General features: G+C 42.3%; 6 protein-coding genes. 1 reads left to right on the plus strand and 5 read right to left on the minus strand.

What is annotated here, in order from left to right:
• Positions 1-87 precede the first annotated feature (87 nt).
• The 4 genes from MKX60_RS27775 to MKX60_RS27790 form a co-directional block, all read right to left on the minus strand.
• Positions 88-1,770: a glycoside hydrolase family 13 protein gene (locus MKX60_RS27775; RefSeq protein WP_341061575.1), complete on the minus strand. Its 1,683-nt coding sequence runs from the start codon at positions 1,768-1,770 to the stop codon at positions 88-90.
• 94 nt (positions 1,771-1,864) lie between these two features.
• Positions 1,865-4,183, minus strand: a complete 2,319-nt coding sequence (locus tag MKX60_RS27780) for a glycoside hydrolase family 65 protein (protein ID WP_076284195.1) — start codon at positions 4,181-4,183, stop codon at positions 1,865-1,867.
• A 297-nt stretch (positions 4,184-4,480) separates the two neighbouring features.
• Entirely contained in the window at positions 4,481-5,137 is a 657-nt protein-coding gene (pgmB, locus tag MKX60_RS27785; protein ID WP_042186321.1) for a beta-phosphoglucomutase, read from the minus strand.
• A gap of 223 nt (positions 5,138-5,360) precedes the next feature.
• Positions 5,361-6,407, minus strand: coding sequence for a LacI family DNA-binding transcriptional regulator (locus tag MKX60_RS27790; protein ID WP_042186323.1), 1,047 nt, complete (start codon positions 6,405-6,407; stop codon positions 5,361-5,363).
• A 743-nt stretch (positions 6,408-7,150) separates the two neighbouring features.
• Here MKX60_RS27790 and MKX60_RS27795 point away from each other — a divergent pair.
• Positions 7,151-14,677: a pullulanase gene (locus MKX60_RS27795; RefSeq protein WP_341061577.1), complete on the plus strand. Its 7,527-nt coding sequence runs from the start codon at positions 7,151-7,153 to the stop codon at positions 14,675-14,677.
• Positions 14,678-14,845: 168 nt separating this feature from the next.
• Here the strand turns inward: MKX60_RS27795 and MKX60_RS27800 are convergent, their stop codons facing one another.
• Positions 14,846-16,591, minus strand: a complete 1,746-nt coding sequence (locus tag MKX60_RS27800) for an alpha-glycosidase (protein ID WP_341061579.1) — start codon at positions 16,589-16,591, stop codon at positions 14,846-14,848.
• Positions 16,592-17,078 lie beyond the last annotated feature (487 nt).

The raw sequence follows: 17,078 nt of genomic DNA on the forward strand, positions 1-17,078 counted from the left end.
TCCTTGCTCTCTAATGACAGGTTGCTGATGGAAGAATGATCTTAACAAAATCATCCTATATAGTATAACTCAGGAAGGTGGAGAGAGTCAGCTTTGTAATCTGTACACTCTTGCTTCGTAAGGACGCAGAATTTCTCGTGTGGGTGATTCATCCGGGTAATTTCCAATGATTAAATCAGTAGCGGTGCTCAGCTCAGCGGAGAGATCAACGGTTTGAGGAGCCTCGTTGAAGTTGAGCAGGATCAGCCATTGTTCATCCTCTAAAGTTCTTGTATAAGCATAAAGGTTCTCATGATCAGGCAGTAGTAGCTTATATTCTCCATATACCATAATCGGATTTTTTTTGCGTAAAGCAATTAATTCCTGGTAGTAGTAGAAGATTGAATCAGAGTCTGCCAATGCTTGCTCCACATTAATTTCCTTGTAAATCGGATTTACTTTGAGCCATGGTTCTCCTTCTGAAAATCCAGCATTAGCAGATGCATCCCATTGCATTGGGGTACGTGCGTTGTCTCGGCCTTTGACATGGATAGCGTTCAGAATCGTTTCATGATCTGCGCCACCCTCAGTTACTTTTTCACGGTACATATTCAGAATTTCGATGTCTTTATAATCTTCCAGCGTTGTGAATTTTACATTCGTCATCCCAATTTCTTCACCTTGGTAAATATAAGGGGTGCCTTTAAGTGTATGTAGTAAGGTAGCGAGCATTTTGGCAGATATTACGCGATACTTCCCATCATCACCAAATCGTGAAACCATACGCGGCTGGTCATGATTGTTTAAGTACAGACTATTCCAACCCTTGTCAGCCAGACCGACCTGCCATTTATGAAGTATGTCGCGCAGTTTAGTTAATGTCCATGGGGCTACATCCCATTTGCCTCCTGGGCCGGAATCTACGTCCATATGCTCGAATTGGAATACCATTTGAAGTTCTTCACGATCTTCGTCTGTGTAAAGAACGGCATCCTCTACTGAAGCCCCTGGCGTTTCCCCGACGGTCATAATGTCATAGCTTGAAAGAACCTTTTGGTTCATTTCATGTAAAAACTCATGGACTCGGGGGCCATTCATAAAGTAATCGCCACCCCAAGCAAGTTCCTCTGGCGCCTCGCCCTCGATTTGGAAGGAAGGTAGCCCTTCTGCTTTAGAAATCAAATTAATGACGTCCATCCGCAATCCATCCACACCCTTGTCGAGCCAGAAGGTAATCATCTTGTATAATTCATCGCGCAGCTTTGGATTGTCCCAGTTGAGATCCGGTTGCTTGCGTGAGAACAGATGTAGATAGTATTCACCGGTAGTCTCATCTAGTTCCCAAGCCGGACCGCTGAATATGGAACTCCAATTGTTTGGACGTTCGCCATTCGGTCCACCTGGACGCCATATGTAGTAATCACGGTATGGATTATCTTTTGACGAACGTGACTCTACGAACCATTGATGTTCATCAGAAGAGTGGTTGATTACAAGATCCATCATTAGCTTAATGCCACGATCATGCAGTCCAGTCAGTAGTTCCTCCCAGTCTTTTAGCGTGCCGAACTCATCCATAATATCTTCGTAATCGCTGATGTCATAACCATTATCATCATTTGGCGATTTATATACTGGTGACAACCAAACTACATCGACACCGAGCTTCTGCAAATAATCCAGACGTGAAATGATGCCTTGCAGATCTCCAATACCGTCACCATTACTATCTTGAAAGCTGCGTGGATAAATTTGATAAACGACAGCTTCCTTCCAAAAGGTTCTTTTCATTAATAATCACTCCTTATATAAGTTATCCATTTAGGAAAAAAATAAAGAGACCCTAAAAAGCTATTGGCTTCAAAGGGTCTCTTGTGGTGTCGGTTTATACTGTGACGGAATTGCTGTCAGCAGTGATGCTGCTTAGTCCGTTCACGGTATATTCTTTGTCATAGATAGTAATAGAAGCTGGAATATCAGTTTCATTCGTAACCGTAACCTGTGCGTCCGAAACGCTTACTTTTAGACGGGAGCCGCGGAACATGATTTTGAAAGAGTACGCTGTCCAGTGACCTGGGTTCGATGGGCTTAGAGTCAGTCTGCCATCATGAACACGTAATCCGCCGAAGCCATGTACGATTGACATCCAAGTACCGGCCATACTAGTGCTGTGTAAGCCGTCTTCGGTATCATTGTTATAGTTATCAAGATCCAGTCTTGAAGTACGCAAGTACATTTCATAAGCCTTATCCTTATATCCTAGTTCGCTGGCTAGAATAGAGTGGATACAAGGGGATAGGGAGGACTCATGAACAGTGATCGGCTCGTAAAAGTCGAAATTCCGTTTTTTGGTATCCAGATCGTAGCGGTCCCCTAGGAAATATAATCCCTGCAGAACGTCTGCTTGTTTAATAAAGCAAGAACGAAGGATACGATCCCAAGACCATTTTTGGTTTAACGGCAGGTTCTCAGCTGCCAGATCCTTGACTTGAATAATCTCTTTATCTAGGAAGCCATCTTGTTGTAAGAAGATACCCATTTCTTCATCTGCAGGATAATACATTTTGGCAATGATATCATTCCATTTTGCAGTTTCGCTCTCTTGGAGTCCTAGTTTATCAACTAGTTCTGCATAGCGTGTGGATTCGTTCTTTTTCAGATAATCCAGAGCTTCTAAGGTATATTCCATAGTCCAGGAAGCCATCCGGTTGGTGTACCAGTTATTATTTACGTTATTTTCATATTCATTAGGTCCCGTTACGCCAAGCATCACGTATTTGTCTTTACGATTTGCATAGTGAACACGTTCTTCCCAGAAGCGGGAGATTTCCACCAGAACTTCAAGGCCATATTGACCAAGATAAGCTTTGTCTCCTGTGTAGTTCACATAGTTGTAAATCGCATAAGCAATAGCACCGTTACGGTGAATTTCTTCAAATGTAATTTCCCACTCATTGTGGCACTCTTCGCCATTCATTGTAACCATTGGGTACAATGCGCCTTTTGCGAAACCAAGCTTACGAGCATTTTCCTTAGCCTTCTCCAAATGCTTGTAACGGTAGATCAACAGGTTGCGAGCAATAGAGGAGTCTGCTGTACTGAGATAGAAGGGAACGCAATACGCCTCTGTATCCCAGTAAGTGCTGCCGCCGTATTTTTCACCTGTAAAGCCTTTAGGTCCAATGTTCAGACGGTCATCTTCACCATTGTAGGTTTGGTTTAGCTGGAAAATATTGAAACGAATCGCTTGCTGTGCCGAAACGTCACCTTCAATAATGATGTCGCTTTCTTTCCATTTCTCTCTCCAAGCTTCTATTTGTTCTGTCAGAAGGGTTACAAAACCAGCTTCCTTAGCAGCTTGCAAAGCAGTTTGAGCGGCATCGACCAATTGTCCAAGACCGTGATTACGCGAGGTTACGTTAGCAACATATTTATAAATGACGACTTGATCGCCAGATTGTACGGATACATTCATTTTGCTGGCTACATATTTCTCTTGTTCAATAGCTTCAGCATCAGCGTTGACTTTCTCACCATTGACAAGGATATCAAAAGCCATAGCAGAGGTTACATGGAAATCGAGTTTTTTAGTCTTAAGGGTGAGGTGTCCACCTTCAGTGCCTGCTTGCTTCTCAACTTCATTCCAGAATTTCTCGTCGTAGTTGGAATCCTTGTTCTTCACGTCACCGTCGAGATAAGGAGTGATCGTAATCTTGCCTGAGAAATTCACAGGAATGATGGAGTAACGAATAGCACCGATTTCTTGACGAGTCATGCTGACGAATCGGATACTCTCAACTTTAACTTCCTTACCATCTTCGAGTGTGGCAGTGAAACAACGGGAAAGCGTACCTTCCTTCATGTTAAGAACACGACGGAAATCGGAAACCGTACATTTTGCCAGGTCTAAAGGAGTTCCTTCAATGTCGATGTTAATACCGATCCAGTTTGTGCTGTTCAGTACTTTAGCAAAATATTCAGGATAGCCGTTCTTCCACCAGCCGACCCGTGTTTTGTCAGGATAGTACACGCCAGCCATGTAGCTGCCTTGTAGGCTACTTCCACTGTATTGCTCTTCAAAATTAGCTCGACCACCCATAAATCCGTTGCCAAGGCTAAATACACTTTCAGAGATTTCTTGTGTCTGTGGATCAAAGGATTCTTCAATAATGGACCATTCATCAATTGTTAAATATTGTTTCACGATAACCGGCTCCTTTAAATATGTTGTGGGGATATATAATGAACTATATCTCTACTTTGGTGCTTGTGAGTCGCTCCGCTGGCGAAAGGTTGTTCCGATCGCTGTTGTCCCCAGATGCTTAAATTTGAAGAATTAAAGGTGAGCATCTGGGGACAAAGGCGAACGCTAGCGCTTCTACACAATCCTTTCGCCATCTCCACTTCAAGCGTACCTCTAGATATACATATTTCATTTATAAGTGGAATGCAGCAGGGCGAATCACATTAACACTTTCAGTTGATTAATGTTCGTTAGACTTTAAGCAAAAGATTTTTTGAGTTGTGACACACTCATATGAGCGAGCGATGGAACGACGATGTTCGCCGCATTGAGCGTTTCCGGTGAACCAATACCAACGCTGAACATTCCAGCACGCGACGCAGCTTCAATTCCTGCTTCTGCATCTTCGAAGACAACACAGTGTTTAGGATCAGCGCCAAGTGCTTTAGCTCCTAAAAGAAAAACTTCCGGATCAGGTTTAGCAGCACTTGTGTGTGTGCCATCGATGATTGCATCAAAGTAAGGGGTCAATCCGGTATTATTTAATATCGTCATTGCGTTCTTACTAGCAGAACCGAGGGCAACTTTGATGCCATTCTCACGGCACTCTTTCAGAAAATCAAGCGCACCTGGCAAAATCTCTGAGCTGTCCATTTTCGCAATATATTCTACATATCGATTATTCTTCTGTTCTGCAAGCTTAGCTTTCTCTTCTTCATCGATAGTTAGTCCGCCGATTTCCAGCAAAATATTTAGCGAGGCAGTTCTGCTGACTCCTTTAAGGCGTTCGTTATCTTGTTCTGTGAAGAGAAACCCTAATCCATCTGCAAGCTCTTTCCATGCGATATAATGGTATTTGGCAGTATCAACGATAACACCATCCAAATCGAACAAGCAGGCTTTAATTTCCGTCATTGTAGTACCTCCTAAAATTTGTGACAGTATCGTGATCCATTGGGTAATCGTATCTGAATTTGCTTTCAATTCGTATAAGCTTTGCTAAAGATGTTAAGTTTATCTTAACCTCAGATTCGAATATTCACCCTGAAAAGAACTGGATCAAGAAGTTTTAGTAATTTAGCGCAAACGTTTGTACAGATTTTCAAAAAATAAATGAAGCGTTGATCGCTTCACTTATTCATTCGGTTTTGTTCTTAGCATGAGAGTACATGGATGACTCTCTCACGATCAAGCGATGTGGAATAACAAATCGGTTTGTATAACCAGCATCGTGGTTCGGACTCTTGATATTCTGGATAAGTACCTGAGATGCAGTGTAGCCAAGATGATAAATTCCAATATCAATACTACTGATTGGAGGGCTGGATAATTCAGATAATGGAATATTGTTAAAGCTTACAATAGCGAGATCGTCAGGCACTTTGTATTTCAGCTCATTCAATCCGCGTAAAATTCCGAACGATACCATATCATCCACTGCAACTAGAGCAGTAGGCCGATTAGGCAAATTCATGAAAAAAGACATCGCTCTATATCCGCTATCCTGTAGAAATTCACCTTCTACAATCCATTCATCACGCATTTCAAGACCGCTATTCAGCAATGCTTTACGGTATCCTGCGAGGCGATCGCGAGAAACAATTAGATTAGGCGGTCCACTTACGAAGCCAATACGTTCATGACCCATTGAAATGAGGTGGTTTGTAGCATCATATGCTGCCATCACATTATCATTATCGACAGATAAAATATTCTCATATCGATCACTTCGGCCTACCAGTACGAATGGATAATCGTTACTCTCTAGAAAATCAATAACAGCATCATCTGTACGAGAGTAAAGCAGAATAACACCATCTACTCGACGACCCTTTAGAAGTCTTGAAACGGCTTCCAATTCTTCCTTCTCGTTTGCTCCGGAGCTAATTAACACGTCGTAGCCGGAACGGCTAGCTTGTGTAACAATCCCTCGGATTAATTCCATAAAAAATAGATTTGAGAACAGCTCTTCAGCTGGTTTAGGAAGACTGAAGCATATGCTATTTGTAGTTTTCGACACTAGACTCTTAGCCATCATGTTAGGTGTATAGCCCATATCTTCCATAATAGCTTTGACCTTGCGGGAAGTTTCCAGGCTGATTCTGGGGTGATTGGACAATACCCGGGATACCGTGGAGGGAGATACTCCCGCTTTCTTGGCCACATCCTTAATGGTAACTGTCATAGAAACCTCCTTATGGAACCGTTTGCTTTACACAGTAATATTAATCTAAGAGTTCTAAATTGTAAATAGATAAAGTCATTTGGAAGGGCAATATTGCTACTTTTGGAAAGAGTATTAGAATTTTATGCGTAAAATTGTTTGTTTTCACCAAAAAAGTATGAATGATTTAGCAAGATTGATCTTAATATGTATAAAAGATATCCAATTTCTTCGAAAGGAGCATTTCGTAAATGCAAACGTGTGGCTTGAATTTTTTGGAACAATTCGATTCGAGAAATGGAATTAGAGAGACATTCAAAAAAACGGATAAATACTAAATGGGATTATCAGGTTTACTTTTCTTTATTTTTACTTTTATGATAATTTGAGTTCATTAAACACATAAAAATACTGGTTGACAATACCATAAATACAGCATTAGTATGTAAATCAAAATATAGCAAGCGTTTACATTGGGCGATTTTGGATCGTTATCAGTTGTGTTAAGGAATGAATTTTATGTACTTAGGTTTGTGCACGACTATTTGCAAACGTTTGCACTAAATTCATGGTTTTGGTTTGATCTTTAACTTTGATGGGAGGATGATGCTGTTAATCCGGTTTGACGAGCCGCACACATAGACCTTCTCCAACCACAGAAGGAAGACGCGTGATTTCATAACCTCAGAATAATTGGCGGGGTTCGAGAAATTATGTATCCGCTTGCACAAAGGGAATTCATAATTATGGGAGGTTTTACAAAAATGAAAATAAATTTATGGGGTAAGAGGACGTTCGCGATCTTCATGATCGTTGCTCTTGTGTTCTCCAGTCTCGGCTTACACCCAGTTAAGGTTTCAGCAGAAACGACAAAGGTAGTATTGGTCGGTGATTTGCAATCACAGTTTATTTCTACTGGGGCGGAAAATCCCGGCAAGGATTGGGATGAGAGATCAGTAGTCACCCAAATGACTTACTCAGACAATGGGTTGTATTCTTTTACTGGGACTCTGCCAGCAGGAGAATATAATTATAAGGTTGCTCTGAACGATAGTTTTGATGAGAGTTATGGCTACGGAAATTATACCAATCCTAATGGAGTTGATAATAAAGGCGATATCCACATCAAGCTAGAAACAGAAACGACTGTAACCTTTTATTATAATGACATCACTCATAAAATAGCTGATTCTACGTACTACACGCCAATTGCTGCGAATAAACTGCCAAGATTGACAGGAAACCTGCCAGCAGAGGCGTTGTCCACGTTATCAGATCCTGATTTTGATGGTGTGTACAGTACAGTTGTTACTGTGCCGCAGGGAGATTACACATATAAGGTTTCTGTTCCAGGAGTCACAGAAGCAGAGGATATGTCTTATCCAGAAAGCGATCTAGCGTTGAGCCTACCGTTAGATCTTAAGGTAACCTTCAAGTACAACACTGGACATCATAGTGTAACTGCAGAATATAAAATTCCTTCGGGACCTGTAGAGGTTACACCTGTTCCAGCAGGGCACATTCGTGTTCACTACAAAGCTAGTGATTACACTGATAAGGGATTGTGGTTATGGGGTGATGTTGTAAATCCTTCTGATAATTGGGCTATGGGTGCGACCCCTTTCCCTGAAGGACAAATGGATTCTTATGGTGCATATGTTGATGTGCCGATTAAGGATGGGGCTAAGAAAATCTCATTCATCGCACTTCAGCGTGCAAGTGGTGCTAAAGATGGAGGAGATAAGAACTTCTCGATTAATACTCCACAAACTAATGAAGTATGGATCACAGAAGGCTCTGATGTAGTTACGCCTTATGAACCGGTTAAGCTTCCGGCAAATACTGTTCGGATCCATTATATGAGATCAGATTCCAATCAAAGTCAGTATGGATTATGGTTGTGGGAAGATGTTGCAGTTTCACTTAAGGATTGGCCTAAAGATGCAGTTCCATTCCAAGCAGATCAAGTAGGTCGCTTTGGTGCTTATATTGATATTCCATTGAAAGAAGCTGCGAAAAAAATTGGGTTTCTAGTAGTGAACCCGTTGAATGGCGATAATAAAGACGGCGGTGACAAAGGATTTACTCTACTGGATCGTTACAACCAGCTGTGGATAAAAGAAGGAGACAACAATGTATATGTATCTCCATTTGGTGAAACACCTATCGGTTTAGTGTCCGCTGAGGTGTTATCGACAAGCAAAATCCTTCTTGGCTTCACGTTAACTGACGGCTTGGATGCAGCAGCATTGAAGAATGAGATTACCGTTAAAGATAAAGACGGTGTTGCTATTCCTGTATCGGCTGTAACCATTACTAGCAAAACTTCAATTGAAGTTGATACAAAAGCCTTTGATTTGGATAAAGTTCCGCTTAGCGTTACTTATTCAGGTAAAACGGTCTCTGCGGCTAGTGGTTGGAGAATGCTTGATGAAATGTACAATTATACAGGAGATGATCTAGGGGCTACGTACAACGCTGACAAAACAGCCACGTTAAAATTGTGGGCTCCTAAAGCTAGCTCGGTTGTCGTAAATGTGTACGATAAGAATGACTCCAACGTGCTTGTGGGCAGTGTTGACTTAACGAGTGGAGATCAAGGGGTCTGGTCGGTTGATTTGAAGCCGACTGATTTGACAGGCACGACTACAAACGATGTAAGAGGATTCTTTTATCAATATGAAGTGACGAATGACGGTGTAACCAATAAGGTCCTTGATCCTTATGCTAAATCAATGGCGGTATTTACTATGGATACCACAGGTGCAGCTGGTGCTGGCGGGGATACAGTCGGTAAAGCGGCTATCGTTGATTTAAGACAGACGAACCCGGATACCTTTGGTTATGCTGATATTAAAGGCTACGAAAAACGCGAGGACGCAATCATTTATGAAGTCCACGTCAGAGACTTTACATCCGATGTATCGATCGAAGATAGTCTGAGTGGCGAAAGATGGGGCTCTTATAGCGCTTTTGAAAAGAAGCTCGATTATATTAAATCTCTCGGTGTAACTCATATTCAATTGCTTCCTGTAATGGCTTGGTATTACGGGGACGAAACGAAGATGGGGACTAGAGAAACAGATTATTCCGCTAAAAACAATGAATACAACTGGGGATATGATCCTCACAACTACTTCTCTCCAGATGGTGCTTATTCTCAGAAACCTGCTGATCCTGAGGAGCGGATTAAAGAATTAAAAGGATTGATTGACGCCGTACATGAAGCTGGAATGGGTGTCATTCTGGATGTAGTGTACACACATATGGCTAAAAAAGAATTTTTAAACGACATCGTACCTAATTACTATGCGTTCCAAGATGCAAATGGCAACTTTATCGGAGGTTTCGGAAACAATCTGGCCACCAACCATAAGATGGCTGAGAAGTTGATGGTTGATTCCGTGAAATACTGGTTTGAAGAGTACAAGATAGATGGAATGCGCTGGGATATGATGGGCGATGCGACAGCAGAGGCTGTTCAGAATGCTTATGATGCCGCGGCAGATATTAATCCGAAGGCACTTTTTATCGGTGAAGGCTGGAGAACATTCGGTGGTGCCGCAGCTGATCCTTCCCTTGCTGGAAAAGGGGCAGATCAGGACTGGATGGATAAAACGGATAGCGTCGGTGTTTTCTCTGACGAATTCCGTAATGAATTGAAATCTGGTTATGGTTCCGAAGGTCAACCTAGATTTATCACAGGTGGAGCGCGTCCAATAGCGACAATCTTTAACAATATTAAGGCGGAGCCCTCAAATACGCCTGCTGATGATCCAGGTGATATCGTTCCGTACATCGAAGCGCATGATAACCTGACGCTGCACGATGTTATTGCACAAACGATCAAGAAAGATCCTGCCATTGAGAAGAATGAGCTTGAAATCCAGAAACGGATTAGACTTGGAAACATGCTTGTTCTAACCTCCCAAGGCACTGCCTTCATTCATGCAGGCCAGGAATATGGGCGTACCAAGCAATGGAATAGCACTTCGGTTCCTCAGGATAAATACACTGAAATGTTTGATAGTGAAGGCAAATCCTTTGGTTATTTTATTCATGATTCGTATGATTCTTCGGATGCTGTCAACATGTTTGATTGGACCAAAGCAACGGATGAGTCACAATTCCCAGTACAGAACACGACAAGAAAATATACGTCAGGGCTGATGGAATTAAGAAAGTCTACCGATGCATTCCGATTGGGCGACAAGGATCTGGTTGATTCCAATGTTAACCTAATTCCTGCACCAGAAATGAAGACCGATGATCTTGTCATTGGCTATTCAAACAAAGCTACTGATGGCACAGGTATCTATTATGTCTTCATGAATGGCGATAGCACAGAAAGAACTCTGACTTTATCGGAGGATTTGACGAGTGGTCAAGTGGTTGTTGACAATGATGAAGCTGGTGTTACTGCGGTTAGTCAACAGAGTGGTTTCATTTTAAATGCGAGTTCAATCAAGCTTGATCCTTTGACTGCAGTGATTATCAAAATGGAAGCTGAAGCCGCTACGCTTACTTCTATAGAGACCGATAGTGCAAGCTACACGCTGGCAGCAGGCAATACGCATCAAACAGCTGTTTTTGCGAAGTACGACGACAACAGCAGAAGAAATGTTACGCAATTGGCTACTTATACTTCCAATAAGCCTGAAGTGGCTACAGTAACCAATAAAGGTCAAGTGAAGGCAATTGGTAATGGAACAGCTGTAATTACCATTACTTATGGCGGTATTTCTACAACCGTTACAGTTAAGGTTACGGATAAGAGATATGTTCTGTTCACTTATACCCGTAGTGATAAGGATTATAAGGATTGGAACATCTGGGTCTGGAATACAGGAGTTAAAAATGATCAGATTGATTTTACAACCTTTAAGAATGGCACAGCGAGTGTTTTGATTGAGGTTGCTGAGAATGCGACAAGTGTAGGGTTCGTCATTCGTAAAGGTGAAGGGGATGATCCTTGGAAGTATAAGGATGCATACGGGGATGACCGTATCATTCCGCTGACGCCTGGTGAATTATTCACTAAAGTGAACGTTACTAGCGGGGTGAAGGAGTTTGATATCAAACCAAGTATTAGCGGTCCTATCCTTAAGGATGGAACGATTACTTTTAGATATCGCGATGATGCCTTGTTCCGTAATGGAAATATGGATGCGATCACAGCTGCAAAAGTAAAAGTGAATGGAAAAACATATCCAATGGTTTATGATTCCGCTAACGAGTGGTTCACTTACACGTTGACTGATTTAGTAGAAGGTACGTATAAGTACACGTTCTTGATCACGAAAAACGGAATCACTACTGAATTTACAGATCCTAAGAATACAGTGAATGATGAATCTATTGTTGTGTATCATATTCCTGACGTTAAGATTACGACATCCGTGAATCCGGAAGCAGTTACATCTAATCAGAATGCGGTTGTAACCATCAATGTAGTGACTTCAGAAGAGGTAACATATTCAGAGGGATACATGGATTTATCCAATTTTGGTGGACCAAGCAAAGTTAAGCTGGATACGGGGCTGATGAAACAGACAGTTGCTGTGAAGGACACGGTGTCAGCGGGGATCAAAAATATTCCGATTACGCTCGTGGACCAGTACGGAAATTCACATAAAGAAAATGCTAAACTCGAGATAAAAGCGAGAACCTACACAGGTGATAAGCTGGATTTTGATTGGGATGAGGCTCGTATATACTTCGCGCTTACAGACCGCTTCAAAGACGGAGATCCAACAAATAATGAGAATGTAGATAAAGATCAACTGGAAGCATACCACGGTGGTGATTTCCGAGGAATGATCGACAATCTCGATTATTTGCAAGAACTTGGTATTAACACGCTTTGGATTACGCCAATTGTAGATAATATTGATTTTAATAAAGGGGATGGCTTCAAACAATACGGATATCATGGCTATTGGGCCAAGGACTTTACAAAGCTCGACGAGCATCTTGGTGATATGGAGACCTTCAAGGAATTGATCGAAAAGGCACATGACAAGGGCATCAAGATCATGGTCGACGTTGTACTCAATCATACGGGCTACGGTTTAAAGGTTGAGGATAAAGAGCCGACGATTACAGCTGAGGATAAAGCACGTTTTGAAGGAATGCTTCGTACGGATGGTGTATCCGCGGATACAGATCCAATCAAAGGCGAGCTTGCAGGATTGCCGGATTTCAAAACGGAAGATCCAGCCGTTCGTGAAAAAATTATCGCTTGGCAAACAGGGTGGTTAGATAACGCTCGGACGGAACGTGGAGATACGATTGACTATTTCCGTGTGGATACAGTCAAACATGTAGAAGATACAACTTGGAAAGCATTTAAAAATGCACTGACTTCAATTGATCCAAACTTCAAAATGACCGGTGAATACTTTGGCGGAACCATTGATAGCAATGGTGGAATGCTCGAAACAGGCCAGATGGACGGACTGCTCGATTTTGGATTTAATGATGCTGCGAAAGACTTTACTGATGGTAAAGTTAACAGTGTTGATTCCTATTTGCAGGAACGAGAGTTAAAGATTGATAACACGAAGATGATGGCTCAATTCCTGAGTAGTCATGATGAGGATGGCTTCTTGTCTAATTATGTGGATGGAGATAAAGGCAAGCTGAAAATCGCAGTCGCTCTGCAAATCACAGCCAAGGGACAGCCAGTCATTTACTACGGAGAAGAACTGGGGAAATCGGGCAAAAATGCAGGAGACATGTCTAAAGGTGAGTTCAGCGAGAACCGTAAAGACATGCCTTGGGATCAGTTGACTGCAGAAAAGCCACTTCATGATCATTATCAGAAGCTGTTGAATATCCGTACAAAATACTCCAAAGTGTATTCCAAAGGTACGCGCACGAAGCTGGCAGGTTCAGATGATTTAGGTTATTTAGCCTTCAATAAGTCTTACGATAATGAGAACGTCGTGACGGTTATTAACACTAAGACAAGTGAGGAATCCGCAACGATTCCGGTACCGTTTGCTGCCAATTCATCTGTGAAGGATGAGTACAGCGGTAAAACATACACGGTATCCGAAGATCAAAAAGTAATCATTGATCTACCAAGTAGAGATGGTGGGGGTACGGTTATTCTAGCTGCTGTATCTAAAGTGACACCAACACCAACCTCAGGTGGTGCTGTAGTTAGCCCAACAACTCCTGCTGATATGCAAGTTGTCAGTGAGGACAGTTTGAAGAATGGTAAAGATGGAAAGGTACAAATCGATATTGCTGCAGGTAAGACAGCGGTATTGTTACCGTTGCAAGCAGCAAAAACATTGGGATCTAATGATCTAGTATTTAAAGTGGGGGATCTATTAGTTACTATCCCTAACAAACTGTTAAGCACAATACCAAGTTTAGCTTCAGGTGTGGATGCGGAAGGTGCTCAAATCCTGTTGGAGCTGAAACCATTAGTCCAGTCTGCTACAAAAGCATTAGTCGATGGTTTAAACAAAGAGGTGGGGACCGTAACTTCGCTTTCCGATGTGTTTGAACTGAGACTTAGCATTCTGAAGAAAGATGGTACCCGGATTGTAGTTAAGAAGTTCGATGAGCCAATCACGATATCGTTTAAGATTAAAGGTCAATCGAATAAAGATCTATTGGGGATCTACTATTTAGGCGATAATGGCGAGCTTGAGTACGTAGGTGGACAGCTGAATGGAGATGTGATATCTACACAAGTCACGCACTTTAGTAAATATGCCGTATTAGAGATTGTGAAGTCGTTTGAGGATGTTCCAACTACTTATTGGGCATTCCATGCGATTCAGTCTCTTGCTGCAAAACAAATTGTTTCAGGAGTTACGACAACCGAATTTAATCCGAAGAGCAATGTTAGTCGTGCGGAATTTACCGCATTACTAGTTCGTGCACTTGGTTTAAATGCGGAAGGGCCGGTTCAATTTACTGATATCAAGTCAGATGCATGGTATTCATCATACGTAGCAACAGCTTCTAAGCTGGGCATTGTTAGTGGTCGAAGCAAGGATACTTTTGCGCCGAATGCTTCCATTACCCGTGAGGAAATGGCTATTATGGTGATCCGTGCGCTTGAAGTGAAGCCTGGTAAGAAGATCGAACTAGCAGTGGGTGTCACGACATTTGCAGATGCATCTAGCATTAGCAAGTGGGCAGATAGCTACGTGAAGACAGCAGCAGGTCTAGGGCTTCTCCAAGGCAGAGAGAACAATCAATTTGCTCCAAAAGGGTGGATGACCCGCGCCGAAAGCGCACAGATTATTTATACACTACTGAGCAAGTAAACTGGACTTCAGTGTGCTGATTGTTAGTGCACCGAAGTATTAGTAATTGGCTAGTAATGTGACAGTCATTCTTAGTCATCTCTAATAGAAAACAGGGTATCCCACAGCTATCATAGCTAGTGAGATACCCTGTTTTGTTATGTTTTATACGGCCAAAGGCATTTAAATCTAGTTGATTGCTTTAAGTATAGCGAAACCATAAGCAGGCATCTTCACGTTCAGCTTGCCACGCTCAGCACGCACTGTATCGGCCGTGAACAAGTTCTCCCAATTTCGCTCGTCTACGTCAATACGAAACGTTTGAGCGGTCTCTTCGCTATTGATCAGTACAACTATAGTCTCAAGATCCAATCGGCGCTCATAGGCTATCTTACTGCCTTGTCGACCTGCCTCTAAGAAAGTAAATGTCCCCGTACGAAGTGCAGGTTGCTCATTGCGGATTTGAATGAGCTGACGGTAGAATTCGAACAGATCACGATCCTGCTTCTCAGGGTTCCACTCCATGCATTTACGACAACCTGGATCACCTTCACCGTCCATTCCGAACTCGTCGCCATAATAGATACAAGGAGTACCCATAAAGGTGAACTGGAATAGTGCAGCTAATCGCATTTTATTTTTGTCCCCAGCAGCCAGCGTGAGTAAGCGTGGAGTGTCATGACTATCTAACAGATTGAAGGCAACTTCACTTGCTTGCAGTGGGTAGCGCGATAACTGTCTACCAATAGAGTTGGCAAACCCCTCTGCATCAAGGTTACCATGAACAAAAAAGTCTAAGACAGCATCAGTGAAGGGATAGTTCATGACGGCATCGAATTTATCACCCTCCAGCCACGGAGCAGACTCATGCCAGATTTCTCCAAGGATGTAGGCCTCCGGATTAGCGCGCTTTACCACCTTGCGGAATTCACGCCAGAAATCATGATCTACTTCATTGGCTACGTCGAGGCGCCAACCATCGATTCCAACTTCTGTAATCCAGAATTCAGCGACCTTCAGTAAGTACTCTTTAACTTCAGGATGTTCGGTATTAAGCTTTGGCATATGTGGTTCAAAGGCAAAAGTATCATAAGTAGGAATCCCGTTTACAACTTGAAGCGGAAACTCACGAATATGGAACCAGTCTTTGTAAATGGAGTCTTCTCCCTTTTCCTGAACATCTAAAAATGGAGCGAAGGTTCCACCGGAGTGGTTGAATACTGCGTCTAACAGGACACGAATACCACATTTATGGCAGAGGTCGACGAGTTTTTTTAACGTTGCAATATCCCCGAAATGCGGATCAACTTTCATGTAATCTTCTGTATCGTATTTATGATTAGTAGTTGCAGTGAAGAGTGGTGTGAAATAAATAGCATTGATGCCAAGCTCGTTAAGATGATCCAAATGATCAATAACCCCTTGCAGATCGCCGCCAAAAAAGTTGGTTGGTGTTGGCTCTGCTCCCCATGGCTGAACATCTTTAGGATCAAGGCTAGGGTCGCCATTTGCAAAGCGTTCAGGGAAGATCTGATAGAAAACAGCATCCTTTACCCAGGCAGGTGGAGTGAACACATCAACGGGGTTAATAAAAGGGAACTCGAAAAGCTTGTTTGGATTTTCTGGCCGGTTCGTTTGAAAATCATTTTCGGTCATCCAAACCTTCTCGTTATCCTTTTGCAGTAAGAATCCGTATTTCAATCGGCGATAGATGGGAACTGAAGCACATTCCCAATAATCGAACATAGCATCAGAGGTGAAGAGGGTCATGGGAATTAGCTCTTTCGTGGTATCCCAAGTGTACTTATCCCCTGCAAAAGCAAATACTTCTGTTAAATCCCCTTTTTTAGCGCGGAGACGCAAGTGAATCGTACTCTCATTATAGGCATAAGACCAATTTAACCGCGGGCGATGGTACACAGCTTCCAGTAACATGAATAAGTCCTCCTAAAGTTTTGTAAGACCAGCTTCGGCAAAATTAACTCGAAAGTATACGCTTAAGTTTTGTGAGCGATACTTTCCCGAACCATTCACCACAGCGCGTGGGTTTTAGAATGTCGCTATTGTTATTGGTTGCACAGTTTTTTATGCAACATGCGCAAATGATGAGACAAACTTGCACATAACAAAGAGGCACAACCGCCGCGAAGTAGCTTGTCCGAGGTTGTACCTTTCATAAGTAACATTGCCTTTTAGTTATATAGAACAGGAGGCAGACAATAGATGCAATGATTCATGTTGGGTTGCCTCTTAACGATTTGGATTATAGCATGGAATAAAAGGGCTTTCAATACTCTTGTTCAAACCATTGCACAAATTTTCACTTGAGTATATGAGCGTTTCTACTGCCCGATAATTGTAAATCTACTGGAAAAGTGAATTTGTGGTATATCAGGGGCAAATAAAATAGCAATTCCATTTT

The organism is Paenibacillus sp. FSL R5-0914, from assembly GCF_038004525.1.
In the GTDB taxonomy this organism is placed as follows: Bacteria; Bacillota; Bacilli; order Paenibacillales; family Paenibacillaceae; genus Paenibacillus_AQ.

What these genes read in the sequence shown, in the direction of transcription:
- MKX60_RS27775 (WP_341061575.1), bottom strand. Translation starts at nt 1,770, where the DNA reads ATGAAAAGAACCTTTTGGAAGGAAGCTGTCGTTTATCAAATTTATCCA.
- pgmB (WP_042186321.1), bottom strand. Translation starts at nt 5,137, where the DNA reads ATGACGGAAATTAAAGCCTGCTTGTTCGATTTGGATGGTGTTATCGTT.
- MKX60_RS27790 (WP_042186323.1), bottom strand. Translation starts at nt 6,407, where the DNA reads ATGACAGTTACCATTAAGGATGTGGCCAAGAAAGCGGGAGTATCTCCC.
- MKX60_RS27795 (WP_341061577.1), top strand. Translation starts at nt 7,151, where the DNA reads ATGAAAATAAATTTATGGGGTAAGAGGACGTTCGCGATCTTCATGATC.
- MKX60_RS27800 (WP_341061579.1), bottom strand. Translation starts at nt 16,591, where the DNA reads ATGTTACTGGAAGCTGTGTACCATCGCCCGCGGTTAAATTGGTCTTAT.